The organism is Streptomyces sp. NPDC094143 (assembly GCF_040303825.1).
GTDB lineage: Bacteria > Actinomycetota > Actinomycetes > Streptomycetales > Streptomycetaceae > Streptomyces.
In genome coordinates, this window is sequence record NZ_JBEOTZ010000021.1 from 1 (window position 1) to 23,821 (window position 23,821).

24 protein-coding genes and 1 pseudogene are annotated in these 23,821 nt (G+C 73.2%); 11 read left to right on the forward strand and 14 right to left on the reverse strand.

Annotated features, from left to right (window positions below; translation table 11 throughout):
* Nucleotides 1-67: 67 nt before the first annotated feature.
* Together ABTZ58_RS24700 and ABTZ58_RS24705 are read right to left on the reverse strand one after the other, a co-directional pair.
* The gene (locus tag ABTZ58_RS24700) at nt 68-1,078 is read right to left on the reverse strand and encodes an iron-siderophore ABC transporter substrate-binding protein (RefSeq protein WP_351360582.1); all 1,011 of its coding nucleotides are present in this window, start codon (nt 1,076-1,078) and stop codon (nt 68-70) included.
* Between the two features lie 125 nt (nt 1,079-1,203).
* On the reverse strand, nt 1,204-2,157 hold the full coding sequence (locus ABTZ58_RS24705; RefSeq protein WP_351360585.1) for a methionyl-tRNA formyltransferase: 954 nt from the start codon (nt 2,155-2,157) through the stop codon (nt 1,204-1,206).
* Nucleotides 2,158-2,241: 84 nt separating this feature from the next.
* Here ABTZ58_RS24705 and ABTZ58_RS24710 point away from each other — a divergent pair, with 84 nt between their 5' ends.
* Together ABTZ58_RS24710 and ABTZ58_RS24715 are read left to right on the forward strand one after the other, a co-directional pair.
* Entirely contained in the window at nt 2,242-3,585 is a 1,344-nt protein-coding gene (locus ABTZ58_RS24710) for a lysine N(6)-hydroxylase/L-ornithine N(5)-oxygenase family protein (protein WP_351360588.1), read from the forward strand.
* Nucleotides 3,582-4,238 carry a class I SAM-dependent methyltransferase gene (locus tag ABTZ58_RS24715; RefSeq protein ID WP_351360591.1) on the forward strand — a complete coding sequence of 219 codons (657 nt, stop codon included), beginning with the start codon at nt 3,582-3,584 and terminating at the stop codon, nt 4,236-4,238. Before ABTZ58_RS24710 ends, ABTZ58_RS24715 begins: the two co-directional genes overlap by 4 nt.
* A 6-nt stretch (nt 4,239-4,244) precedes the next feature.
* On the opposite strand, the gene ABTZ58_RS24720 is transcribed toward ABTZ58_RS24715, so the two are convergent.
* Together ABTZ58_RS24720 and ABTZ58_RS24725 are read right to left on the reverse strand one after the other, a co-directional pair.
* On the reverse strand, nt 4,245-6,488 hold the full coding sequence (locus tag ABTZ58_RS24720) for a heavy metal translocating P-type ATPase (protein ID WP_351360594.1): 2,244 nt from the start codon (nt 6,486-6,488) through the stop codon (nt 4,245-4,247).
* Nucleotides 6,489-6,491: 3 nt separating this feature from the next.
* Entirely contained in the window at nt 6,492-6,704 is a 213-nt protein-coding gene (locus ABTZ58_RS24725; RefSeq protein ID WP_351360597.1) for a heavy-metal-associated domain-containing protein, read from the reverse strand.
* A 187-nt stretch (nt 6,705-6,891) separates the two neighbouring features.
* Here ABTZ58_RS24725 and ABTZ58_RS24730 point away from each other — a divergent pair, with 187 nt between their 5' ends.
* Entirely contained in the window at nt 6,892-7,854 is a 963-nt protein-coding gene (locus ABTZ58_RS24730) for a DUF8832 domain-containing protein (RefSeq protein ID WP_351360600.1), read from the forward strand.
* A 3-nt stretch (nt 7,855-7,857) separates the two neighbouring features.
* Here the strand turns inward: ABTZ58_RS24730 and ABTZ58_RS24735 are convergent.
* A pseudogene (locus ABTZ58_RS24735) lies at nt 7,858-9,691 on the reverse strand (glycoside hydrolase family 15 protein).
* A 339-nt stretch (nt 9,692-10,030) separates the two neighbouring features.
* Nucleotides 10,031-10,810 (reverse strand): DeoR/GlpR family DNA-binding transcription regulator, encoded by a 780-nt coding sequence (locus tag ABTZ58_RS24740; protein ID WP_351360603.1) that lies wholly within the window; start codon nt 10,808-10,810, stop codon nt 10,031-10,033.
* Between the two features lie 134 nt (nt 10,811-10,944).
* Between ABTZ58_RS24740 and ABTZ58_RS24745 the strand changes: the two genes are divergently transcribed.
* Both ABTZ58_RS24745 and ABTZ58_RS24750 read left to right on the forward strand, forming a co-directional pair.
* Nucleotides 10,945-11,826: an SIS domain-containing protein gene (locus tag ABTZ58_RS24745; protein WP_351360606.1), complete on the forward strand. Its 882-nt coding sequence runs from the start codon at nt 10,945-10,947 to the stop codon at nt 11,824-11,826.
* A 13-nt stretch (nt 11,827-11,839) separates the two neighbouring features.
* A complete protein-coding gene (locus tag ABTZ58_RS24750) occupies nt 11,840-12,700 on the forward strand; it encodes a class II fructose-bisphosphate aldolase (RefSeq protein ID WP_351360609.1) in 861 nt (286 codons plus the stop codon).
* Here ABTZ58_RS24750 and ABTZ58_RS24755 read toward each other — a convergent pair.
* On the reverse strand, nt 12,690-13,820 hold the full coding sequence (locus tag ABTZ58_RS24755; protein WP_351360964.1) for a methyltransferase: 1,131 nt from the start codon (nt 13,818-13,820) through the stop codon (nt 12,690-12,692). The genes ABTZ58_RS24750 and ABTZ58_RS24755 overlap by 11 nt on opposite strands.
* Nucleotides 13,821-13,888: 68 nt before the next feature.
* Between ABTZ58_RS24755 and ABTZ58_RS24760 the strand changes: the two genes are divergently transcribed.
* The 4 genes from ABTZ58_RS24760 to ABTZ58_RS24775 all read left to right on the forward strand — a co-directional run bounded on the left by ABTZ58_RS24760 (nt 13,889) and on the right by ABTZ58_RS24775 (nt 17,309).
* A complete protein-coding gene (locus tag ABTZ58_RS24760) occupies nt 13,889-14,530 on the forward strand; it encodes an alpha-ketoglutarate-dependent dioxygenase AlkB family protein (RefSeq protein WP_351360612.1) in 642 nt (213 codons plus the stop codon).
* Nucleotides 14,531-14,566: 36 nt separating this feature from the next.
* Complete coding sequence (locus ABTZ58_RS24765; RefSeq protein ID WP_351360615.1) at nt 14,567-15,811, forward strand: ROK family protein; 1,245 nt, start codon at nt 14,567-14,569, stop codon at nt 15,809-15,811.
* A 154-nt stretch (nt 15,812-15,965) separates the two neighbouring features.
* On the forward strand, nt 15,966-16,856 hold the full coding sequence (locus ABTZ58_RS24770; RefSeq protein ID WP_351360618.1) for an NAD(P)-dependent oxidoreductase: 891 nt from the start codon (nt 15,966-15,968) through the stop codon (nt 16,854-16,856).
* Between the two features lie 30 nt (nt 16,857-16,886).
* The gene (locus tag ABTZ58_RS24775; protein ID WP_309094602.1) at nt 16,887-17,309 is read left to right on the forward strand and encodes a PPOX class F420-dependent oxidoreductase; all 423 of its coding nucleotides are present in this window, start codon (nt 16,887-16,889) and stop codon (nt 17,307-17,309) included.
* A gap of 6 nt (nt 17,310-17,315) precedes the next feature.
* Here the strand turns inward: ABTZ58_RS24775 and ABTZ58_RS24780 are convergent, their stop codons facing one another.
* The 3 genes from ABTZ58_RS24780 to ABTZ58_RS24790 are packed head-to-tail and all read right to left on the reverse strand — an operon-like array spanning nt 17,316 to nt 19,377.
* A complete protein-coding gene (locus tag ABTZ58_RS24780) occupies nt 17,316-18,227 on the reverse strand; it encodes a phosphotriesterase family protein (RefSeq protein ID WP_351360622.1) in 912 nt (303 codons plus the stop codon).
* Complete coding sequence (locus ABTZ58_RS24785; RefSeq protein ID WP_351360625.1) at nt 18,224-18,802, reverse strand: DUF4865 family protein; 579 nt, start codon at nt 18,800-18,802, stop codon at nt 18,224-18,226. Before ABTZ58_RS24785 ends, ABTZ58_RS24780 begins: the two co-directional genes overlap by 4 nt.
* An 11-nt stretch (nt 18,803-18,813) precedes the next feature.
* Nucleotides 18,814-19,377, reverse strand: coding sequence for a TetR/AcrR family transcriptional regulator (locus ABTZ58_RS24790; RefSeq protein ID WP_351360628.1), 564 nt, complete (start codon nt 19,375-19,377; stop codon nt 18,814-18,816).
* Between the two features lie 165 nt (nt 19,378-19,542).
* Between ABTZ58_RS24790 and ABTZ58_RS24795 the strand changes: the two genes are divergently transcribed.
* Nucleotides 19,543-19,806 (forward strand): SHOCT domain-containing protein, encoded by a 264-nt coding sequence (locus ABTZ58_RS24795; protein WP_351360631.1) that lies wholly within the window; start codon nt 19,543-19,545, stop codon nt 19,804-19,806.
* Nucleotides 19,807-19,992: 186 nt separating this feature from the next.
* On the opposite strand, the gene ABTZ58_RS24800 is transcribed toward ABTZ58_RS24795, so the two are convergent.
* On the reverse strand, nt 19,993-20,496 hold the full coding sequence (locus tag ABTZ58_RS24800; RefSeq protein ID WP_351360967.1) for an ATP-binding protein: 504 nt from the start codon (nt 20,494-20,496) through the stop codon (nt 19,993-19,995).
* Between the two features lie 213 nt (nt 20,497-20,709).
* On the reverse strand, nt 20,710-21,033 hold the full coding sequence (locus ABTZ58_RS24805; RefSeq protein WP_351360634.1) for a hypothetical protein: 324 nt from the start codon (nt 21,031-21,033) through the stop codon (nt 20,710-20,712).
* A gap of 407 nt (nt 21,034-21,440) precedes the next feature.
* On the opposite strand from ABTZ58_RS24805, the gene cds1 reads away from it, so the two are divergent.
* Entirely contained in the window at nt 21,441-22,565 is a 1,125-nt protein-coding gene (cds1, locus tag ABTZ58_RS24810; protein WP_351360637.1) for an L-cysteine desulfhydrase Cds1, read from the forward strand.
* A gap of 95 nt (nt 22,566-22,660) precedes the next feature.
* Here cds1 and ABTZ58_RS24815 read toward each other — a convergent pair whose 3' ends face one another.
* Both ABTZ58_RS24815 and ABTZ58_RS24820 read right to left on the reverse strand, forming a co-directional pair.
* Entirely contained in the window at nt 22,661-22,861 is a 201-nt protein-coding gene (locus ABTZ58_RS24815; protein ID WP_351360640.1) for a hypothetical protein, read from the reverse strand.
* Between the two features lie 66 nt (nt 22,862-22,927).
* Nucleotides 22,928-23,764 (reverse strand): DeoR/GlpR family DNA-binding transcription regulator, encoded by an 837-nt coding sequence (locus tag ABTZ58_RS24820; RefSeq protein ID WP_351360642.1) that lies wholly within the window; start codon nt 23,762-23,764, stop codon nt 22,928-22,930.
* Nucleotides 23,765-23,821 lie beyond the last annotated feature (57 nt).

Here is a 23,821-nt window from a genome sequence, read left to right on the forward strand (position 1 = left end):
GCCAGGAGCGCGTACACGTACGCCCGCGACCCCGGCAAGGTCGAGGCCCCTCGGGACACCGCCCGGACTACTCGTCCACCTTGGCGAAGCCGGGCTCCAGGTTGTCCAGCGCCCACGGGATGCCCAGCACGGACGGGCTGCGCAGCTGGCTGATGGTCGCCACGTCGGTCACGACGTAGCGGTCCTTCTTCACCGCGGACATGTTCTTCACCAGTGCGCTGGACTCGAAGGCCTTCCTCAGCTCCGGTGTGGTGAAGGCGATGACGACCAGGTCCGCGTCGAGCTTGTCGAGCTGCTCGAAGGACAGTTCGCCGGTGGGGCTGCCGCTGACCGTCTTGATGTTCTTCACCGACGGGGTGAGGCTCAGCCCCACCTCGCTCATCAGCTTCGCCGCGAAGTCGTCCTCCGAGGCGATGGTGTAGATCTTGGCCGGGGTGTTCCCGATGGACAGGCTGTAGGTCCTGCCCGCCAGCCCGGGGTGCTCCGCCTTGACCTCGGCGATGCTGTCCTCGGTCTCCTCGACGGCCTTGTCCGCCTGCTCCTGTCTGCCGACGGCCTTCGCCACCACCCGGACGTGTTCCTGCCAGGTCTGCTTGCCCCACGCCGTCTCGTAGCCGATGGTCGGCGCCACCGCGGAGAGCTTCTCGTAGTTCTTGTCCAGGGTGAAGTCGGAGGTGGCGAGGATCAGATCGGGCCGGAGCGCCGCGACCTCCTCGAAGTCCACCCCGTTCATGGTGTTCAGCAGCTTGGTCTTCTTGGTGTCGACCCGGTCCTTCAGCCAGGGGTGGACCCCGTCGGCGGCGAAGGCGTCCTTGGAGACGGCGATCGGCGTGACCCCCAGGGCGTACAGGGCGTCGACGTCGTCGGTGCCGCCGTCGCCGACCACCACGATCCGCTCGGGCTCCTTGGCGATCCTCGTGCTGCCGAACTTGTGCTTGACGGTGACGGGGAAGGCGGACGAGGCGTCCGCCTTCGCGTCGCCGGAGGACGGGGCGGAGTCGTCCTCGACGGAACCGCAGGCTGCCAACCCGGCGGCCAGGGTGACGGTGAGAAGGGTGGTGAGGAACTTTCTCGGCATGTGCGTCCCTTGTCGCCGGGTACAGGCAGGAGTCATACGGCCGTCAGTAAAGCAAGGTAAGCCTTACCTCAGCAACGGTCTCCGGTCAATCGCCGTTCCCCCACGCCCACGTGATGGAGCGTCAGTTATGGACGCGCCGTCAGATAACCTCCCATGGTGCGGAAGTAGTCGCTCGCCGCGTGCTCCGTGCCGTCCTGCGTGCGCAGCCGCCGGACGACGAGCCCGGGGCAGCGGCCGGTGTGTGCCTCGGGACCGGCCACGATGACCACGCCGTCGCCCTCACGGATGAAGATCCGCCCGGGGGTGCCGCCGTAGCGGCCCTCGGACACGGCGGCCGAGGTGATCCGCAGCCGCTGCCCGCGGTGGAAGGTGTAGGCGTTCGGATAGGGGTCCGACTGGGCGCGCACCAGCCGTTCCAGCCGTTCGGCGGGCCAGGTCCAGTCGATGCGGCTGTCCTCCTCGGAGCGCTTGTGGAAGAAGCTCGCCCGGGCGCGGTCCTGGGGCAGCCACCGCCCGGCGTCCCGCCCGGAGGCGATCAGGCCGAGCGACTCGCGCACGATCGGGGCGATGAGGTCGACGGTGCGGTGGAACAGGTCGGTCGCGGTGTCCTGCGGCCCGACGGGCACCGCGCGCTGCACCAGGATGTCACCGGCGTCGAGTTCGCCGTTCATGCGGTGCGCGGTCACACCCACGCGCTCCTCGCCGTTGAGGAGTGCCCAGATGATCGGTGAGAAGCCGGCGTAGGACGGCAGCAGCGAGTCGTGGATGTTCAGGGTGCCGTGCGGGGGGAGGTCGAAGACCTCCGGGGGCAGCCAGGTGCGCCAGTTGTTGGCCACGATGAGGTCCGGGCGGGCCGCCCGCAGCGCGTCGAGGAGTTCGGGGTCGTCGGGCCGGTTGCGCAGGAGGACGGGGACGTCGTGCTTCGCGGCGAGTTCGGCGACGGAGTTGTCCCAGATCTTCTCGTAGGCGTGGTCGCTCTTGGGGTGGGTGACGACGAGGGTGACCTCGTGGTCGGAGTCCAGCAGGGCCTGGAGCGTGCGGTGACCCCAGGTCTGATAGCCGAACATGGCGACGCGCATGCGGTTCTCCCTCTCCGGCGGCTCCATTGCAAGGTAAGGCTAACCTTATCTAACATGTGGCTGCCTGAGGGAGGCGATGCCACGGTGAACTCACCGCTCACGGGATCGGACACCACGGACACCACCTACGACGTCCTCGGAATAGGCTTCGGGCCGTCAAATCTCGCTCTGGCCATAGCGATCGAGGAACACAACGCGGGAGTCCCGCCGGAGCGCCGGCTCAACGCCCTCTTCCTGGAACGCCAACCGGGCTTCGGCTGGCACCGGGGCATGCTCATCGACGACGCCACGATGCAGGTGTCGTTCCTCAAGGACCTCGTCACCCTGCGCGATCCGGCCAGCGACTACAGCTTCCTGTGCTTCCTGCGCGAGCGCGGCCGGCTCATCGACTTCCTGAACCAGAAGACGCTCTTCCCGCTGCGGGTGGAGTTCCACGAGTACTTCGAGTGGGCCGCCGCCCGGGTGCGGCACCTGGTGGCCTACGACCGCGAGGTGACCGCCGTCGACCCGGTGCGCGACGCGTCGGGCACCGTGACCGGCTTCGACGTGGTCTGCTGCCACTCCGGGGTGACGTACCGCGCCGGCGACCTCAGCGTCGCCGTCGGCCTGGAGCCGCACGTGCCGCCCGGGGTCGAGCTGTCCGAACGGGTCTGGCACAACAGCCAGTTAATGCCGCGGGTCGCCGAACTGCGGGGCCGCCGCCCTCCGGTGCGCCGCGCCGTCGTCCTGGGCGCGGGCCAGAGCGCCGCCGAGACGGTCGACTACCTGCACCGCTCCTTCCCCGAGGCCGAGGTCTGCTCGGTCTTCGCCAAGTACGGCTACACCCCGGCCGACGACAGCCCGTTCGCCAACCGCATCTTCGACCCGGAGGCGGTGGACGTGTACTTCGGCGCACCTTCCGAGGTCAAACAGTCCCTCTTCGACTACCACCGCTCCACCAACTACTCCGTCGTCGACATGGACCTCATCGAGGCCCTGTACGCGACCTCCTACCAGGAGAAGGTCGCCGGCCGGGAGCGGCTGAGGTTCCTCAACGTCTCCCGCATCCGGGACGTCCGCACGCGTGACGACGGCTCCCTGGACGTCGTGGTGGAGTTCCTGCCGACCGGGGAGCAGCGGGTGCTGGAGGCCGACGTGCTCGTGCACGCGACCGGCTACCGCCCCCGGGACCTCACCACGCTGCTCGGTGAGGCGGCGAAGGTCTGCCTGCGCGACGACGAGGACGCCATCCGCGTCCGACGCGACCACCGCGCCGAGACCGCCCCGGACGTGACGGCCGGCATCTATCTCCAGGGCGGCACGGAACACACCCACGGCCTGACCTCGACCCTGCTGTCGACGACGGCGATCCGCGCGGGCGAGATCCACCGCTCCGTGCTGGACCGGCACGGTGGCCGAGCGCGCCCCTGTGCCGAACCGGGGGCATGACCTTCCCGCCCCACCGGGTCCTGCGCGCCCTCGACCGGTTCCACGCAGCCGGCCCCTGGGACCACAACGCCCGCTTCCACCCCTGGATCCTGCGGCACCTCCCCGCGCGGGTGGACAGCGCCCTGGACGTGGGGTGCGGCAGCGGCGACCTCGTCCGGCTGCTGGCCGCCCGGGCCGGGCGCGTACACGGGATCGACGCCGACCCGGCGATCACGGCCCGGGCCCGGGAGCTGACCTGCGCGGCGGTCCCGGTGACGTACACGGTGGCGGACGCGTCGGCCGGGCTTCCCGACCGGTCCTTCGACGTCATCACCTGCGTCGCCGCGCTCCACCATCTGCCGTTCACCGAAGCCCTGGAGGCCTTCCGGGACCGCCTGGCCCCCGGCGGCACCCTGGTGGTCGTCGGTCTGCACCGGGCGCGGACGCCGGTCGACCACCTGCTGGGTCTCGCGTCGGTGCCGCTCGACATCGTGATGGCGCTGCTGCGGAACCGGGGCCGCCGGGCACCGCGCCCCGTCGCGCTGTCCGCTCCCACCCGGCCGGCGGACATGACCTTCCCCGAGATCGCCCGCGGGGCGCGCGCCGTCCTGCCCGGCGCGCGCCTGCGCCGCCGTCTGTTCTGGCGCTACACGCTGGTGTGGCACCGCCGTTGACCGGCGTCAGTTCGCGGCGCGGAAGGTGCGCAGCCGCAGGGAGTTGCCGACCACGAAGACCGAGGAGAAGGCCATCGCCGCCCCGGCGATCATCGGGGTGAGCAGGCCGGCCGCGGCCAGGGGCAGGGCGGCCACGTTGTAGGCGAAGGCCCAGAACAGGTTCGAGCGGATGGTGCCGAGGGTGCGGCGGGCGAGCCGGATGGCGTCCGCGGCGGCCCGCAGGTCGCCCCGGACGAGGGTCAGGTCGCCGGCCTCGATCGCGGCGTCCGTGCCGGTGCCCAGGGCGAGCCCGAGATCGGCCTGGGCGAGGGCCGCCGCGTCGTTGACGCCGTCACCGACCATGGCCACCGAACGGCCCTCGGCCTGCAGCCGCCTGACGACCTCGACCTTGTCCTGCGGAAGCACCTCGGCGATGACCTCGTCGATGCCCACCTCGCGGGCGACCGACTCGGCGACGGCCCTGTTGTCGCCGGTCAGCAGCAGGGGCGTGAGCCCCAGCGCGCGCAGCCGCCGCACGGCCTCCGCACTCGTCTCCTTCACCGCGTCGGCGACCTCCAGCACCGCCCGCGCCTCGCCGTCCCAGGCGACCGCGACGGCGGTGCGCCCGGCGTCCTCGGCCGCCGCCCGGGCCCGCGCCAGTCCTTCGGGCAGCTCCATCGCCCACTCGGCCAGCAGCCGCTCCCGCCCGACCAGCACCGCGTGGCCCTCGACCACGCCCTGGACGCCCAGCCCGGGGACGTTCGCGAAGTCCTCGGGCACGGGCAGGGTGCCCAGCTTCTGCAGCGCCCCGTCGGCGACGGCCCGGGCGATCGGGTGCTCGGAGGAGTGCTCCAGCGCCCCGGCCAGCCGCAGCACCTCGGCCTCGTCGGTGCCGTCGGCGGTGTGCACGGCCAGCAGGGTCATCCGGCCGGTGGTGACGGTGCCGGTCTTGTCGAGGACGACGGTGTCGACGCGGCGGGTGGACTCCAGCACCTCCGGGCCCTTGATCAGGATGCCGAGCTGGGCGCCCCGCCCGGTGCCGACCATCAGCGCGGTCGGGGTGGCCAGGCCCAGGGCGCACGGACAGGCGATGACGAGGACGGCGACTGCGGCGGTGAAGGCGGCCGTGAGCCCGGCACCGTTGCCGAGCCAGAAGCCCAGCGTGCCCAGCGCCAGGGCGATCACGACCGGCACGAACACGGCCGAGATCCGGTCCGCGAGGCGCTGCGCGGCGGCCTTGCCGTTCTGCGCGTCCTCCACCAGCCGGGCCATCCGGGCCAGTTGGGTGTCGGCCCCGACGCGCGTCGCGCGCACGACGAGCCGGCCGCCGACGTTGATCGTGGCGCCCGTGACCGGGTCCCCGGTGCCCACCTCCACCGGCACGGACTCGCCGGTGAGCATGGACGCGTCCACGGCCGAGGACCCCTCGACCACCGTCCCGTCGGTGGCGATCTTCTCCCCGGGCCGGACCAGGAACCGGTCGCCGACCCGCAACTCGTGTACCGCGACGGTCTGTTCACGGCCGTCGTCCCGCAGGACGGTGACGTCCTTCGCGCCCAGCTCCAGCAGCGCCCGCAGCGCCGCGCCCGCCTTGCGCTTCGCGCGGGCCTCGAAGTACCGCCCGGCCAAGAGGAAGGCGGTCACGCCCGCGGCGGCCTCCAGATAGATGTTCCCGGCGCCGTCCGTGCGCTCGACGGTCAGTTCGAAGGGGTGCGTCATGCCCGGTGTGCCCGCGGTGCCGAAGAACAAGGCCCACAGCGACCACAGGAACGCGGCCGACGTGCCGACCGAGATCAGTGTGTCCATGGTGGCCGCGCCGTGCCGGGCGTTGACGAAGGCCGCCTTGTGGAAGGGCCACGCCGCGTACGTCACGACGGGCGCGGCCAGCGTGAGCGACAGCCACTGCCAGTACTCGAACTGCAGGGCCGGAATCATGGCCATGGCCACGACGGGCACCGCCAGGACCACGGCCGTGACCAACCGCTCGCGCAGGGGCCGGAGTTCGTCGGGCCCGGCGGCCGGTTCGCCGGGCCGTTCCTCGGGCGCGGGTTCCTGCGCGGTGTACCCGGTCGCCTCGACCGTGGCGATCAGATCGCCGACGGACACGGCACCGGAGTAGCTGACCTTCGCCTTCTCGGTGGCGTAGTTGACGGTGGCGCTCACCCCCTCCATGCGGTTGAGCTTCTTCTCTATGCGTGCCGCGCAGGAGGCGCAGGTCATGCCGCCGATGGCGAGTTCCACCTCGGTGCCGGTCGTCGTGCCCGTACTCATGGCTCAGGCCCTCCCGGTGAGTTCGTAGCCGGCCTCGTCGACGACCTCCGCGATCGCGGCGTCGTCGGGCTCGGCGGCGCTGGTGACGGTCACGTGGCCGGTGCCGAGATCGACCTCGACGCCGCTGACGCCGTCCAGCTCGCCGATGACCTTGGTGAGCGTGGCCTTGCAGTGGCCGCAGGACATGCCGGAGACGGCGTAGGTGGTGGCGGGCATCGGAGCCTCCCTGGGGATCGGTGGATACGGGACGGGGGTATTCCCGCACCGGCTTCATGTATACCCCCGAGGGGTATAGGATGCAAGCGTGAGAACGACTTGACTTGGTACCCCCTAGGGGTATGGTGAACAGCGTGAAGGCCCCGCATCCGAGCGGGAGGCCCGGTACCCGAAGGAGCCGAAGGCCATGAACACCGGACTGAAGATCACCACCTTCGCCGCCGCCCTTGCCGCCACGTTCGGCACGGCCTACGGCGTCGGCCAGGGCGTCGGCCCCGTGATCGCCGACGATCCGCCGAAGCACGAGGGCGAGCACGCCCGGCCCTCGTCCCCGTCCGCACGAGGCGACGGGCACGCGGGGCACGACGCGCCCCCGGCCGGCGGGCTGCAGATCTCCGAGGACGGCTACACCCTCGACCTGAAGACCCCGAGCGTCACCGCCGGGCAGCGAGCCGACCTGCGCTTCACCGTCCGGGACAGCGGCGGCCGCGCGGTCACCGCCTACCAGCGCGAACACGACAAGGAACTCCACCTCATCGTCGCCTCACGCGACCTGACCACCTACCGTCACCTGCACCCCACCCGTGCCGCCGACGGCACCTGGAGCACCCCCGTCGACCTGCCCCGCGCGGGTGGCTACCGCGTCTTCGCCGACTTCACCCCGGCGAAGAAGGACGCGAAGAACCTCACCCTCGGCGCGGACCTCGCCGCCTCCGGCCCGTACCGGCCGCAGGAACTGCCCGCACCGAGCACCACCGCCGGGACCAACGGCTACGAGGTCGAGCTGGCCGGCGCCCTGCGCCCCGGCAAGGCGAGCGAACTGAAACTGAAGGTCTCCCGCGACGGCAAGCCCGTCACCGACCTCCAGCCCTACCTCGGTGCCTACGGCCACCTGGTCGCCCTGCGCTCCGGAGACCTCGCGTACCTGCACGTCCATCCGAACGGCGAACCCGGCGACGGAAAGACCCGGCCCGGCCCGGACATCTCGTTCACGGCCACGGCACCCAGCGCCGGCTCCTACCGCCTGTTCCTCGACTTCCAGCACGACGGCGAGGTCCACACGGCGGCGTTCACCGTCCGGGCCGGGGGAGCCGCAGCCGGAGGCCCCGGTACCCCCGAGGGGCACACGGACGACGGTCACGGACACTGAGTGTCACCCGAGGGCCAGGTCCAGGTTGAAGGCCGCGCTGATGAGCGCGAGGTGCGTGAAGGCCTGCGGGAAGTTGCCCTGCTGCTCCCCGGTGTGGCTGATCTCCTCGGCGTACAGGCCGAGATGGTTGGCGTAGGTCAGCATCTTCTCGAAGGCGAGGCGCGCCTCGTCGATCCGGCCGGCGTGCACCGACGCCTCGACGTACCAGAAGGAGCAGATGGAGAACGTCCCCTCGTCGCCGCGCAGTCCGTCGGGGCTGGAGCGCGGGTCGTAGCGGTAGACGAGCGAGTCGGACACCAGCTCCTCGGTCAGGGCGTCCAGCGTCGACAGCCACTTCGGGTCGGTCGGCGATGAACTTCGTCAGCGGCATCATCAGCACGGCCGCGTCCAGCACGTCACCGTCCTCGTGCTGCACGAACGCCCGGCGCCGCTCGGACCAGCCCCGGCTCATGATCCGCCGGTAGATCGTGTCGCGGCACTCCCGCCAGCGGGGCAGGTCGGCGGGCAGGCCGCGCCGGTTGGCCATCCGGATCGCCCGCTCGATCGCCACCCAGCACATCAGCCGCGAGTACAGGAAGTTCTTGCGGCCACCCCGGGTCTCCCAGATGCCCTCGTCGGGCTGGTCCCAGTGCGTGCACACCCAGTGCACCAGTGCGCACACGTCGTCCCACTGGTCGCTGGAGACGGGCTGGGCCCACTTGTCGTAGAGGTAGATCGAGTCGATCAGCGCGCCGTAGATGTCGAGCTGCAGCTGGTCGGCCGCCGCGTTGCCGACCCGGACCGGCGCCGAGCCGTGGTGGCCCTCCAGGTGGTCCAGCTCCCGCTCGGGCAGTGCGGTGCGCCCGTCGATGCCGTACATGATCTGCAGCGGACCGGAGTGCGTGCCGTCCCCGGGGCTGATGTGCCGGGACACGAACCGCATGAACGCCTCGGCCTCCCCGGTGAAGCCCAGCCTGAGCAGGGCGTAGACGCAGAAGGCCGCGTCCCGCACCCACACGTAGCGGTAGTCCCAGTTGCGTTCGCCGCCGAGCCGCTCCGGCAGGCTCGTCGTGGGCGCGGCGACGATCGCCCCGGTCGGCGCGTAGGTGAGCAGCTTCAGCGTCAGCGCCGAGCGGTGCACCATCTCCCGCCAGCGGCCCTTGTACCGGGACGCCGACAGCCAGCGCCGCCAGTAGTCCACGGTCGCGGTGAACCGCTCCTCGGCCTCCGTGTGCGCGCACCGGCGGGGCGTCACGTCGCCGCCGACCTTGTCCAGCGCGAACACCGCCGACTCGCCCTCGGAGAGCTTGAAGTCCCCGCGCACGTCCGGCCCGTCGGCCTCCAGCGGCACGGTCGCGGTCAGCGCGAGCGACAGCCGCCCGGCCTCGAAGACCGCCGCCTCGCCGGTCAGCCGTACGGTGTGCGGCCGGGTGCCGTAGTCGAACCGCGGCGCCACACGCGTACGGAACGGGATCGAGCCGCGCACGCACACCACCCGCCGGATCAGCCGGTGCCGCTCGGCCTCGGCCGACCCGCCGCCGACCGGCATGAAGTCCTGCACCTCGCCGACGCCGTCCTCGGTGAAGAACCGGGTGATCAGCACGTTCGTGTCGGGGAAGTAGAACTGCTTGGTCCGGGCCGGCACGGCCGCCGCCAGCTCGAAGCAGCCGCCGCGCTCGGCGTCCAGGATCGCGGCGAAGACGCTCGGCGCGTCGAAGGAGGGGCAGCAGTACCAGTCGATCGTGCCGTCGGTCCCCACCAGGGCCACGCTGCGCAGATCGCCGATCAGCCCGTGCTCCGCGATCGGCACGTACCGCCGCCCGCCCGGCCCGCCCCGGTCCTGTGCCGTTCCGCCCATGACAGCCTCCCTGCCCAGGTACGCGCCTCAGCCCCAGCGTAGGACGGCCGGCCCGGCGCCGCCGTCGCGCCGTGGGGACCGGGGGACGGCCACCGGGGTCGTGGTCACTCGGTGGGGTCGGCCTGTCGGGGTCGTGGTCACTCGGTGGGGGCCGGCGGTCGGCCTGTCGGGGTCGTGGTCACTCGGTGGGGGCCGGTGTCGGCCTGCCGGGGGCGCGGTCCTTCCGTGGGGCCCGCGAACGGCCCGCCGGGACCCGCGGTCGCACGTGGGCACCCGCGGACGACCCGCCGGGGCCTGCTCACTCCGTGAGCACGTCGAACGGCCCGCCGGGACCCGCGGTCACACCGTGAGCACCCGCAGCCCGGCCTCCTCGAATTCCCGTACCGTCTCCGGGGCGGCCGCCGTGTCCGTGACCAGTGTGTCCACCGCCTGCGCCGCGCAGATCCGGGCGAACGCCCGCTGCCCCAGCTTGCTGGAGTCGGCCGCCACGACCACCCGCTCGGCCCGTTCGCACAGCAGCCGGTTGATCGCGGCCTCCGCCTCGTCGTGCGCCGCGGCACCGTGCGTGACGTCGAAGGCGACGACGCCGAGCACCGCCACGTCGACGGTGATCTGCCCGAGCACCCCGTCCGCGAGCGGCCCGACCAGCTCGTACGACTGCGCCCGCGCCACCCCGCCGGTCAGCACGATCTTGAACTGGGGACGCACGGCCAGCTCGCCGGCGATGTTCAGCGCGTTCGTCACCACGGTCAGCGCCGGCGAGCCGGACGCCAGGTCCCCGCGCACGGCCAGGGCCCGGGCCACCTCCGTGGTGGTCGTGCCGCCAGTCAGCCCGACCGCCTCCCCGGGCGCGACCAGATGCGCGACGGCCTTGGCGATCCGCTGCTTCTCGGAGGCGCGCCGGGCCGTCTTGTAGCGCAGCGGCAGCTCGTAGGACACGCCGTGCACGACCGCGCCGCCCCGCGTGCGCACCAGCATCTGCTGCTCGGCCAGCCCGTCGAAGTCACGGCGGATCGTCGCCGCCGACACCCCCAGCTCCCCGGCCGCGTCCTCGACGTCCAGCCGGCCGCGCTCCACGAGCAGTTCCAGCAGCGCCTTCCAGCGGGCGTCACGCGACATCCGCACCTCCACGTCTCGATCTCCGGGCGACCTTAACGCAGCCGATGCTGCCGCATGCTTGATGATGCTCGAAAGCTGGAGATATCTTGCAACAACGATCAGCACCGGGTTGAGATCACCGCGGAGGGTGCGGCATGACGCATGTCGAGGACGAGCTGACCAGTCAGCCCGAGTGCTGGATCCGGGCCGCCTCGGAGGCGGCGGATCACGCGCGGGCGCTGCCGGCCCCGGGTGAGCGCGTGGCGCTCGTCGGCTGCGGCACCTCGTACTTCATGGCGCAGGCCGCGGCCGCCCTGCGCGAGGACGCGGGCCAGGGCGAGACCGACGCGTTCGCCGCCTCCGAGTTCCCGCACGGCCGCCCCTACGACCGGGTCGTCGCCCTCACCCGCTCGGGCACCACGACCGAGGTCCTCGACCTGCTCGGCCGGCTGAAGGGCCGCACCCGCACGACCGCGATCACCGCCGACCCGGACACCCCCGTCCGGACGGCCGCCGACGACCTCGCCGTCCTCGCCTACGCGGACGAACGGTCCGTCGTCCAGACCCGGTTCGCCACCACCGCCCTCACCCTGCTGCGCGCGCACCTCGGCCTCCACCCCCACACCGCGGTCACCGACGCGCGGACCGCCCTGGCCCAGCCCCTGCCCGAAGGGCTCGTGGACCGCGGGCAGTTCACCTTCCTCGGACGCGGCTGGACCGCCGGCCTGGCGAACGAGGCCGCGCTGAAGATGCGCGAGGCCGCCCTGGCCTGGGCGGAGGCGTACCCGGCGATGGAGTACCGGCACGGCCCGATCAGCGTCAGCACCACCGGCACGGTCACCTGGATGCTCGGCGACGCGCCGGACGGCCTCGCCGAACAGGTGCGCGCCACCGGGGCGTTGTGGATCGCCGGCGACCTGGACCCGCTCGCCGAACTGGTCCGGGCCCAGCGCCTCGCGGTCGCCGTCGCCGCGTCCCGCGGACTGGACCCCGACCGCCCGCGCCACCTCACCCGCTCGGTGATCCTCGCGCCCTGACCCTGGAGACCCCGTGCCCCTTGCCACCACCGGCGAACTCGTCGGCCGCGCCGCCGCCGCCCGCTGCGCCGTCGCCTCGTTCAACATCATCACCCTGGAGCACGTCGAGGCCGTCGTCGCGGGCGCCGAGTCCGCGCGGGCCCCCGTCGTCCTCCAGGTCAGCGAGAACGCGGTCCGGTTCCGCGGCGGACAGTTGCTGCCGCTCGCCCGCGCCGCCGCCGCGGCCGCCGAACAGGCCGCCGTACCCGTCGCCCTCCACCTCGACCACGTGCAGAGCGACGCCCTGCTGTACCAGGCCGTGGACGCCGGCTTCAGCTCCGTGATGTATGACGCGGCCCGGCTGCCCTACGAGGAGAACCTCGCCGCGACCCGGGCGGCGGTCGACTGGGCCCACGCCCACGGCCTGTGGATCGAGGCCGAGTTGGGCCAGATCGGCGGCAAGAACGGCAGACCCCCGCTGGACGCCCACGCCCCGGGCGCCCGCACCGACCCCGAGGAGGCCCGCGTCTTCGTCGCCGACTCGGGCGTGGACGCCCTGGCCGTCGCCGTCGGCAGCGCCCACGCCATGACCACCCGCACGGCGGCCCTCGACCACGCGCTCCTCAAGCGCCTGTCGGCCGCCCTGGACGTACCGCTGGTCCTGCACGGCTCCTCCGGCGTCCCGGACGGCGAACTCACCGCCGCGGTCACGGGCGGCATCACCAAGGTCAACATCGGCACGGCCCTGAACATCGCGCTGACCGGCGCCATCCGGGAGTTCCTCACCGACCGCCCGGAAGCGGTCGACCCGCGCGGCTACCTCACGGCCGCCCGGGAGGCGATGACCCGGGCCGTGGCCCGGACCCTCCGGACACTCGGCGCGCCTACCGCTTGACGGCCTTCAGCACCACGAACTTCGGGTCGCTCGCGACGACTCGGCTGTTGCCGAACAGCTTGCGCAGCTTGACGTGGTAGCCCAGGTGCCGGTTGCCGATCACCCACAGCTCCCCGCCGGGCCGCAGCGCGCGCCGCGCCCCGCTGAACATCCGCCAGGCCGTGGCGTCCGTCGTCGCCTGGTGGGAGTGGAAGGGCGGGTTGTTGAGGACCAGGTCGACACTGCCCGACGGCACCCCGTCGAGCCCGTCGCCCACCCGGAACTCGGCATGCCCGGACAGGCCGTTCGCCCGGTACGTGGCCTCCGCCGACGCCACGGCCCGGAACGACTCGTCGACGAACAGCACGTCGGCGTCCGGGTCGGCCAGCGCCACCGCCGTCCCCACGACCCCGTTGCCGCACCCGAGGTCCACCACCCGGCCGCCCCGGCCCTCCGGCAGGTGCCGCAGGAAGAACCGGGTGCCGATGTCGAGCCGGTCCGCGCAGAAGACCCCCGCGTGATTGACCACCGTGCGCCCCGAGACGGTGCCGATCCCGTCCGGCAGCGTGTAGACGTACGGCCACGGACGGGCGGGCCGCTCCCGTGCCGGATCCGGCGTGCAGCGGATCAGGCGGGCCTTCTTCTCGGCCAGGGAGGTGCGGGTCGGGCCGAGGATCCGCTCGAACAACCGGAGCGTCGAGGTGTGGATCTCCTTCACCATCCCCGTGCCCACGACCACCGTCCCGGCGTGCACCGCGGGCGCCAGCCGCAGCAACAGGTCCTCCAGCAGCGCCAGGCTCTTCGGGACCCGCACCAGCAGCACGTCGATGCGCTCCGGCGGCGGGTCCTGGGTGGTGAGCAGCCGTACCCCGCCCGGTTCGGCCCCGGCCCGCGCCAGGTTCGCGCGCGTCGCCTCCTGCGTCAGGTACGAGTCGGTGATCTGCACCGGCCGGTGCTCCGCGAGCGCCGTGACCAGCGCGCCCCAGCGGTCCCCGACCACCACGACCGTGCCCGACAGCGGGACGTCCTCCGCGGCCAGATGCCGCAGCAGGTACTCGTCGGAGGCGTCCCAGGCGCGCAGCGTCTCGCGCGGGTCCTCGGGGAAACGGGTCAGCGCGAGCGCGCCCCACGGCGTCGTCATACGGTCGTTCATCGTGCGTCCAGGCTAGCCGAGCCGCAGCTCAGTCCCGGTCGGGCAGGATGGAGGGCATGGACGGCGAGCTGTTCCCCAGGGCCCGTGCCGAGGTCGCGCCCGGCGCGGTGCACGTGCCGGACTGGCTGGGCGCCGACGAGCAGCGGGCCCTGCTCGACGCGTGCCGCGACTGGGCCCGGCCGCCGGCCGGACTGCGCACGGTCCGCACCCCCGGCGGCGGCACCATGACCGCCCGGCAGGTGTGCCTGGGCTGGCACTGGTACCCCTACGGCTACGCCCGCACGGTCACCGACGGGGACGGCGCCCCGGTCAAGCCCTTCCCGCACTGGCTGGGCGACCTGGGCCGCCGGGCCGTCCGCGACACCCTCGGGGGCCCGGCGCCCGCCTACGACATCGCGCTGATCAACTTCTACGGCGCCGACGCCCGCATGGGCATGCACCGCGACAGCGACGAGCAGTCGGACGCGCCGGTGGTGTCACTGAGCCTCGGCGACACCTGCGTCTTCCGCTTCGGCAACACCGAGACCCGCACCCGGCCCTGGACCGACGTCGAGCTGCGCAGCGGCGACCTGTTCGTCTTCGGCGGCCCCTCCCGGCTCGCCCACCACGGGGTGCCCCGGGTGCACGCGGGCACGGCACCGCCCGGGCTCGGCCTGACCGGACGGCTCAACATCACGCTCCGGGTCAGCGGCCTGTAGGCCGCCGCTCCGGCGGATCATGACAGACTCGCCCTCATGAGCGGGAAGGCGGACCCCCGGCCGGGGGACGGGAGCACGTCGAGGACACGGCTGGACCGGGGGCGCACGGCCCTCGGACCCGCGCTGGAGCTCGTGCACACCGGACGCGCCCCGACCAGGGCCGTGCTCACCGCCGAGCTGGGTGTGACCCGGGCGACGGCCGGCGCGGTCGCCGCCGAGCTGGAGGCGCTCGGGCTGATCCGGGTCGACGCCCGGCCCGGCGCGGCGGCCGGCTCGCAGGGCCGGCCCTCGCACCGGCTCGCCGTCGCCGAGGACGGGCCCGTCGCCCTCGCCGCCCAGGTCCACACCGACGGGTTCCGGGCGGCGCTGGTCGGGCTGGGCGGCCGGATCGTCGCCACCGCGCCCGGGTGCGAGACGGTCGACGCCGACCCGGCGAAGGTCCTCGCCTCCGTCGTCACTGCCGGTGCCGAGCTGCTGCGCGAGACCGGGCGCAGATGCGTCGGCGCGGGCCTGGCCGTACCGTCCGCCGTCGCCGAACCCGAGGGCCTGGCCCTCAACCCCCTGCACCTGGCCTGGCCCGCGGGCGCGCCCGTGCGGGACATCTTCGCCGAGCAGGTGCGCGCGGCCGGCATCGAGGGTCCCGCCTTCGCAGCCAACGACGTCAACCTCGCCGCGCTCGCCGAGCACCGGCACGGCGCCGGACGAGGCTCCCGCGACCTGCTGTGCGTGGCCACCGGCCACCGGGGCGTCGGCGGCGCGCTCGTCCTCGACGGCCGCCTGCACCGGGGCAGTTCGGGTCTCGCGCTGGAGGTCGGCCACCTGACCGTGCACCCCGAGGGCCGCCCCTGCCACTGCGGCAGCCGCGGCTGCCTCGACGTGGAGACCGACCCGCTGGCCTTCCTCACGGAGGCCGGGCGCGAGCCGGGCCCCGAGGTGTCCCTGCTCCAGCAGTCCATCGACCTGGTGCGCCATCACTACGACGACCCGGGCGTGCGCACCGCCGCCGAGGCCCTCATCGACCGGCTCGGCCTCGGACTGGCCGGCCTGGTCAACATCCTCAACCCGGACCGGATCATCCTCGGCGGCCTGCACCGCACGCTCCTGGAGGCGGACCCGGGCCGCCTGCGCGCGGTCGTCGCCGACCGCAGCCTGTGGGGCCAGAGCGGCGGCGTCCCCATCCTGGCGTGCACCCTCGACCACAACAGCCTGGTCGGCGCGGCCGAACTGGCCTGGCAGCCGGTCCTCGACGATCCGCTGGCAGCCCTGACGGACCGTCACTGACCCGGCGTCACCCGTCCGCCGGGCACTCACGGCCGAACCGGAACCTGACCCCACTGGTATCGCGCTTGACCTCGTCGCTTCCGGGAAGGCGAGCCGCCGAACGGGCAGGCTGGTGGGCAGACAGCAGGCCCGCACCACCGAGGAAGTCGACGCAATGACCGATCAGCTCACCGTGAGCGTTCTGGGTACCGGCATCATGGGCGCCGCGATGGCCCGCAACCTCGCCCGCGCCGGGCACACCGTCCGCGCCTGGAACCGCACCCGCGCCAAGGCCGAACCCCTGGCCACCGAGGGTGCCCACATCGCCGGCACGCCCGCCGAGGCGGTCCGGGGCGCCGACGTCGTCCTGACCATGCTCCACGACGGTCCCGCCGCCCTGGACACCCTGCGCGAGGCCGCCCCCGCCCTGCGCCCCGGCACCCCGTGGGTGCAGTCCAGCACCGCCGGCATCGAGGACGTCGCCGCGCTGGCCGCCTTCGCCCGCGAGCACGACCTGGTCTTCTACGACGCCCCCGTCCTGGGCACCCGGCAGCCCGCCGAGGCCGGGAAGCTGACCGTGCTCGCCGCCGGGCCGACCGGGGGCCGGGACCGGGTGACGCCGGTCTTCGACGCCGTCGGCGTGCGCACCGTGTGGACCGGCGAGGACGGGGCCACGGCCGCCGCCACCCGGCTGAAGCTGGTCGCCAACAGCTGGGTCCTCGCCGTCACGGCCGCCGCGGGGGAGACCCTCGCCCTGGCGAAGGCCCTCGACGTGGATCCGCGCGACTTCTTCGACCTCGTCTCGGGCGGCCCGCTCGACATGGGCTATCTGCGCGCCAAGTCCGACCTGGTCCTCGACGGCAGGCTCACCCCGCCCCAGTTCGCGGTGAGCACCGCCGCCAAGGACGCCCACCTGATCGTCCGGGCCGGCGCGGAGCACGGCGTCCGCCTGGACGTGGCCGAGGCCGCCGCCGCCCGCATGGAGCGCGCCGCCGCCCGGGGCCACGGCGACGAGGACATGGCCGCCGCCTACTTCGCCAGCTTCGACGACAGCCCGTCCGCCTGAACACCCCTCGAGAACCCAGGAGGTTCCACCATGTCCAAGCCGCCGCTGCCGCCCGAGGCCGAGGCCCTGCTGAGCCGGCCCAACCCGTGCGTCATGGCCACCCTGCGCTCCGACGGCGCCCCGGTCTCGACCGCCACCTGGTACGTGTGGAAGGACGGCCGGGTGCTGATCAACCTCGACGCCGGCCGCGTCCGCCTGAAGCACCTGCGCCGCGACCCGCGCGTGACCCTCACCGTCCTCGCCGGCGACGACTGGTATACCCACGTCACCCTCATCGGCCGCGTCACCGAGATGTACGACGACGAGGGCCTGACCGACATCGACCTGCTCTCCCGCCACTACACGGGCAAGCCCTACCCGGAGCGGGCCCGGCCCCGGGTCAGCGCCTGGGTGGAGGTCGACCGCTGGCACGGCTGGGGCGCGATGAAGGACAACGACCAGGCCTCCGGCTGAGGCCGCTCAGCACCGCCACTCGGCCCCGAAGGCCCGGCCGGGGTTCTCCGTGAGGATCCGCCGCACCAGTTCCTCGCCCACGGCCCGGACGAGGCGGGGCCGCACCCGGCGCAGCAGGTAGGGCATCCCGGGGCCGCCGTTCACCGAGCGGGCGGCGGCCGTGGTGGTGTCCGCGCCCAGCAGCAGCCGGTCGCCGAACCCGGCGTCGGCCAGGGCCCGTACGGCGTCCGGCATCCGCCAGTCCGTGGTGTGATGCGCGAGGGACGGGCCGTCGAACGCGAGATGGCAGCCGGACTCCGCGGCCTGCCGGTGCGTCACGAGGTCGGGGGAGCGGTTCAGGTGCCCGAGCACCACCCGGTGCGGCGGCACCCCCCACTCCCCGCACAGCACGTCCAGGACGTCGAGGGCGCCGGTGCCCAGCTCCAGGTGCACGGCGATCGGCGCCCCCGTGGCGTGATGCGCCTCGGCGGCCGCCGCCAGCGTCCACCGGGCGTGCGCGTCCAGGGCGTGGAAGCCGCCCGCGACCTTCACGAGCCCGGCCCGCACCCCCGACGTGCCGATGCCCTCGGTGAGTTCGCAGACGAAGAGGCCGGCGAGCCGGCCGCGCAGCCGGCCGAGGGTGTCCTCGTCGTAGTGCGCGGCCTGGTGCAGCCCGGTCGCCGCCACCACGTGCACACCGGTCTCCCGGGACAGCGCCGGCAGGTCCGCGGCCCGCCGCCCGAGCCCGTACGGCGTCCACTGCACCACGGCCCCGCCGCCCTGCCCGCGGAAGGCGGTCAGCTCCGCCCGGGCCGCCGCCACGCTGTTCAGCTCCTGACCGGGCAGCCGGGGACTGCCGAAGAACAGGTGGTCGTGGGCGTCGCACACGCCCAGCTCCCCGGGGCGGACGTCCCCCAGCACCGTGCGGACCGCGCTCACCACAGGCGTCCCCGGCGTATCCGGTCCCGGCCCGGTTCCGACAGGTGCAGCACCTCGAAAAGGTCCCCCTCGGCATCAGCCGTCTCGTGTTCCCAGAGGGAGAACGTCACCAGCTCCCAGCGGCTCGTGTCGACGGCGGTCGCGGCCAGCAGCGCGCCGTCCTCCGTCGCCAACCGCCGCGCCCGGGCGGCCGCGTCCTGCGCGACCCCCGCCAACGGCCTCTCGGCCGCGAGCTGTTGCCTCCTCCTCACTGCGAACCTCGGCCGCCCGCCCGCTCCTTCCTCGTACGCCAGACCCGTCCACTGCCGTGCGGACGGGCGCCCGAAGTCGTCGACGATGCCCTGGAAGCCGCCGCCCCAGAGGAAGGCGTTCATGCCCTCCACGGTGTTCCACAGGTAGAACGGCGCATAGGCGTTGACCGGCGAGCCGCGCAGGCCGCGCTCGCGCACGAGATAGGCCTTGAGGCCGAGCCCGTCCCAGTCGTCGAGCAGATGCCCCCGGCGGGCCACCCGGTCGCGGATGACGCCCATGTCGTAGTCGGCGGGCAGGGTGATCTCGTACTGCAGGGCGTGCACCGGAGGCCTCCTCAGGGGGTGCGGGGTGCCAGCAGGGAGAGCAGCCCCCGCACGCCCGCGTCGAACGCGGCGGGGGAGCCGGAGGCGCGGGCGAGCACATAGCCGCCCTGGACGGTCGCGACGATCGCGGCAGCGATCTCCCCGCCGTCCAGGGCGGGGTCGAACTGCCCCTGCTCCCGGCCTTCTTCGACGAGTGCGGCGATCCGCCCGCGGAGCCAGTCGAGCGTCTCGTCGACCGGGGCGCGCAGCTCGGCGCTCGCGATCACGTCCGGGTCCATGGTCAGCCGGCCGACCGGGCAGCCCCGCAGCACGTCCCGCTCGCGCCGCAGATACGCCTCGATGCGTTCGTACGGTGTCCCCGGCCCGTCGAGCACGCTCGCGGCGGTGGCGCGCATCTGCTCGGCGGTCCGCCGGATCGCGGCGAGCGCGAGGTCGGGCTTGCCCTTGAAGTGGTGGTACATGCTGCCCTGCCCGGCGCCCGACCGCTCCAGGATCGCCTTGGGGCTCGTGCCCACGTAACCGCGCTCCCACAGCAGTTCGCGGGTCGACTCGATCAGCCGTTCCGAGGTGCTCATGCCCTCAGTGTACATACCAGTAGTTACAACTCCGTCCGTACTCCGGGGTCCGTACTCCGGGCGAGGTACGCGCAGTGCCGCTGACCGTACGACGACCGAGGGCCCCTGGCGGGGCGACGCTCGGGACGACACGGATTCCGGCACGGGAACGAGGAGATCGACGACATGCAGACCCTGGCGCACTTCGGCGACGGCGGGCCCGGCCCGTCGATCCTGCTCTTCCCGGTGATCTGGGCGCTGGTCATCGGCGGCGGCATCACACTGCTGCGCCGCACCGTGGGCCGCGGCCGCCGGTTCGGGGTGGCCGAGCACTCACCCGTCGCGGTGCTCGGCCACCGCTTCGCCTCCGGCGAGATCGACGAGGAGGAGTACTGGCGCCGCCTGTCCGTCCTGAACGAGGAGTTCGGCCATGCGAAGGGCAAGCCCTGACCGCGACGACCACCGGCCGTCACGGGCAGCGGGTGGGTGGGCCGGCCCCCCCGGCGCCCCGCAAGCCGCCCACGGAGATCACCGCCCACGGCCGACCTCGACGATGCAACCGGCCGTTACAGGCGGCGCGTGGGTGGGTGAAGGTCCGCGTAGCGCGACCCCGCGAGGACGGTGGTCACCGCCCGGTCAGCCGGCAACGGCGGACCGGGCGGGAGCATGTTCGGGCAGGAGTACCTCGGCGGAGTGCCCGACCTCGGCGAACCGGCGCGCGGGATTCTCCTGGGCCGCGCGCCGCCGGCGCGTCGGCGCAGCCGCCACCGCCGGAGCGGACGTCGGCAGGGTGAACCACACGACCTTGCCCGACTCGCCGTCCGGCCGCACGCCCCAGCTCTCGCTCATGGCGGCCACCATCGCCAGCCCGCGACCACAGGTCGCCAGTGGCTCGGCGTCGTCGACCACGGGCATCCGTGGATCGCCGTCGCGCACGGAGACCGTGAGCCGGTCGAGCAGCAGCTCTATCTCCACTGTGCATGTCTTGTCGGGCTGGGCGTGCCGGTGGACGTTGGACAACAGCTCCGTCACGCCGAGCGAGGCCCGGTCGATCAGGGCGTCCAGGTGCCAGTAGCGCAATTGCGCAGATACGATTCTGCGGACCTGGCCGATCCGCGACGGCAGGGCTTGGAGCTCCACCGTGCAGTGCCTGCTTGGGTAACTGATCACGGCTGCGACTCCCCGACGTGAGGTCCGGAAGAACACGGAGTTCGGATCCAGCAGGGCGCCTTCGTCACGCTGCCGCCCGCTGTCGTGGCCGGCGGGCTGGTTCGCAGCGTTATCGCCGGTAAACCCAGAGTGACGTGAGACCAGAGTGACGCAGGGGGTGGGGGAGCGCAACTCGCGGACATCTCAGTCGTCACGCCCCGCCGCCCGGCGCACGGCCTCGATGAAGCGCCGCGCGGCCGGCGGCCCCGGCTCGCCCGGGGCGGGATCGCGCTCGCCCAGGGTGAGCAGGTACCGCTTGCCGTTGAGGTCGGCCGTCGCCCGGTCCTCGGGGCCGAACCAGGGCCTGGACGCCCGCACGGCCTGCACCGGGGCGCTGTCGATCTCACTGCCGTAGCTGGTCAGCAGTTCGAGCCGGCCGCCGCTGATCCGGACCTGTCCGGCCCGGGTGAGCGAACGCAGCCGCTTCCCGATCCGCACACCCGTGGCCCTGAACTCCGGCTCCGCCATGTCACCCGCCCCCTTGTGCGTGTCGGTGTACCGGCCCGCTCCCCGCGGCGCCCGGTACGGGCTCGTGTCCTGACCCAGTGTGCCCCGCCCGGGAACTGCTCACGGGCTGCGTCGTGGCCTGCCGGGAGCCTCGGCCCGGCACGTACCGGGCCTCGGTCCCGCGGTGCAGTCTGCCCCCACCCGGCGTCGAGCACCAGTGGATGCGGACCCCTCGGCCGGGGGCGCCCGCAGCACGCTCGCGGATGCGCCCCCGGCAGCGCGCGCCCCCTTGCACCGGCTCTGCCCCAGGGGGCGCTTTGGGGGGCTCAAAGGTGCGTTTATGCAGGTGAGAAGCGTGCGCCGGGTGCTTATGATCGGGGTGTCGGCCGCGCGATCCGTCGTCGGCGCGCAGCGTTAGGAGCCCCCTCGTGAGTACTCCCCAGCAGACCCGGACCGGCGTGACCCTCGACGTCGACCACAGTGACACCGGCTACCGCGCGTGGCTGAAAGAGGCCGTCCGCAGGGTCCAGGCCGACCACAACCGCTCGGCCGACACGCACCTGCTGCGGTTCCCGCTGCCGGAGCGCTGGGGCATCGACCTGTATCTGAAGGACGAGTCGACCCACCCCACCGGCAGCCTCAAGCACCGGCTCGCCCGCTCCCTGTTCCTGTACGGCCTGTGCAATGGCTGGATCCGGCCGGACAGACCGGTGATCGAGGCCTCCAGCGGCTCGACGGCCGTCTCCGAGGCGTACTTCGCGAAACTGATCGGCGTGCCCTTCATCGCCGTCATGCCGCGCACGACGAGCGCCGAGAAGATCCGCCTCATCGAGTTCCACTCCGGCCGCTGTCACTTCGTGGACGACCCCCGGACCATGTACGAGGAGTCCGCCCGCCTCGCGGCCGAGACCGGCGGCCACTACATGGACCAGTTCACCTACGCCGAACGCGCCACGGACTGGCGCGGGAACAACAACATCGCCGAATCCATCTTCCGCCAGCTGCGCATGGAGCGGTTCCCCGAGCCGGCGTGGATCGTCGCCACGGCGGGCACCGGCGGCACCTCAGCGACCCTCGCGCGCTACGTGCACTACATGCAGTACGACACCCGCGTCTGCGTGGCCGACCCCGAGAACTCCTGCTTCTTCGACGGCTGGACCACCGGCGATCCGGACGTCACGTGTGACTGCGGCTCCCGGATCGAGGGCATCGGGCGGCCCCGCATGGAACCGAGCTTCGTGCCCGGCGCGATCGACCGCATGATGAAGGTGCCCGACGCGGCCAGCGTCGCCGCGGTCCGGGCCCTGGAACGTGCCATCGGCCGCAAGGCGGGCGGTTCGACGGGCACGGGCCTGTGGAGCGCGCTGAAGATCGTCGCGGAGATGGTGTCCGAGGGGCGGCAGGGCAGTGTCGTGACCCTGCTGTGCGACCCCGGGGACCGGTATCTCGACAAGTACTACTCGGACACCTGGCTGGCCGGGCAGGGCCTGGACATCGCGCCCTACACGGCCGCCATCGACACGTTCCTGCGGACGGGCACCTGGCCCTGCTGAGGCCCGCGGGCCTTCGGCCGCCGCGGGACCGCAATTCACGCGGGGGCGGCTCCCGCGGCACCGGTGTCAGGCCGTGAGCCACCGCTCCGAAGCCGTCACGGCGTCCCGGAACGCCCCGCGCCACCGTCGAGGGCCCGGGCGGCCTTCACCCGGGGGAACCAGTCGGCCCAGCCGGGGACGTCCACCGGCGCGCCGTGGACCGCCGCCGGCCGAACCGGGATCCGCCGGGTGAAGACGTGCCGTACGGGTGCCATCCCGACGAGGTCGAGACCGACCGGGCGCAGACGGTGAGCCACGGACGGAGCCCTCCTCGCACAGCCGGACGGTGAGCGACCGAGGGCGTCACCCCGGCTGGCGCCCCGTCAGATGTCCGCGGCCTCGTCGGGCTCCGGCTCCCCGGCCACCACCAGCCGCCGCAGATGCTCCGCGACCACCCCGCGCGCCTCGTCCGGCAGACCGGCATCGGTCACGAGCGTGTCGATCCGCTCCAGCGCGGCGAACGAACTCAGCCCCACCTTGCCCCACTTGGTGTGGTCGGCGACGACCACGACCCGCCGCGCCGACTGCACCAGCCGCCGGTTGGTCTCGGCCTCCGCGAGGTTCGGCGTCGACAGCCCGGCCTCCACCGATATGCCGTGCACCCCGAGGAACAGCAGATCGAAGTGGAGTGCCGCGATCGCCTGGTCGGCCACCGGCCCCACCAGCGAGTCGGACGGCGTGCGCACGCCCCCGGTCAGCACGACCGTGGCCGCGCCCTGCCGGGGGCCCGAGGTGCGCTGGGCGGCGTGGAAGACGTCGGCGACCCGCACCGAGTTGGTGACCACCGTGAGGTCGGGCACGTCCAGCAGCTGGTGCGCCAGCGCGTAGGTCGTCGTGCCGCCGGACAGGGCGATCGCCGCGCCCGGTGCGACCAGTTTGGCCGCGGCCCGGGCGATGTCCTCCTTGGCGGTCAGCTCCAGCCCCGACTTGGCTTCGAAGCCGGGCTCGTGCGTACTCGCCTCGACCACCGGGACCGCGCCGCCGTGCACCTTCTCCAGAACGCCCTGGCGGGCGAGCGCGTCGAGGTCGCGGCGGACCGTCATGTCCGACACGCCGAGCTTGCGCGTCAGCTCGTTGACCCGGACCCCGCCCCGGCGGCGGACCTCGTCGAGGATCAGGGATCGCCGCTGCTCCGCGAGGAGGTTCTGATTCTCGCTCACGTACGCTCCGGTCCTTTCGCCTCAATGCCGTCCGACACGCCCGGCGCACCCTCCCCG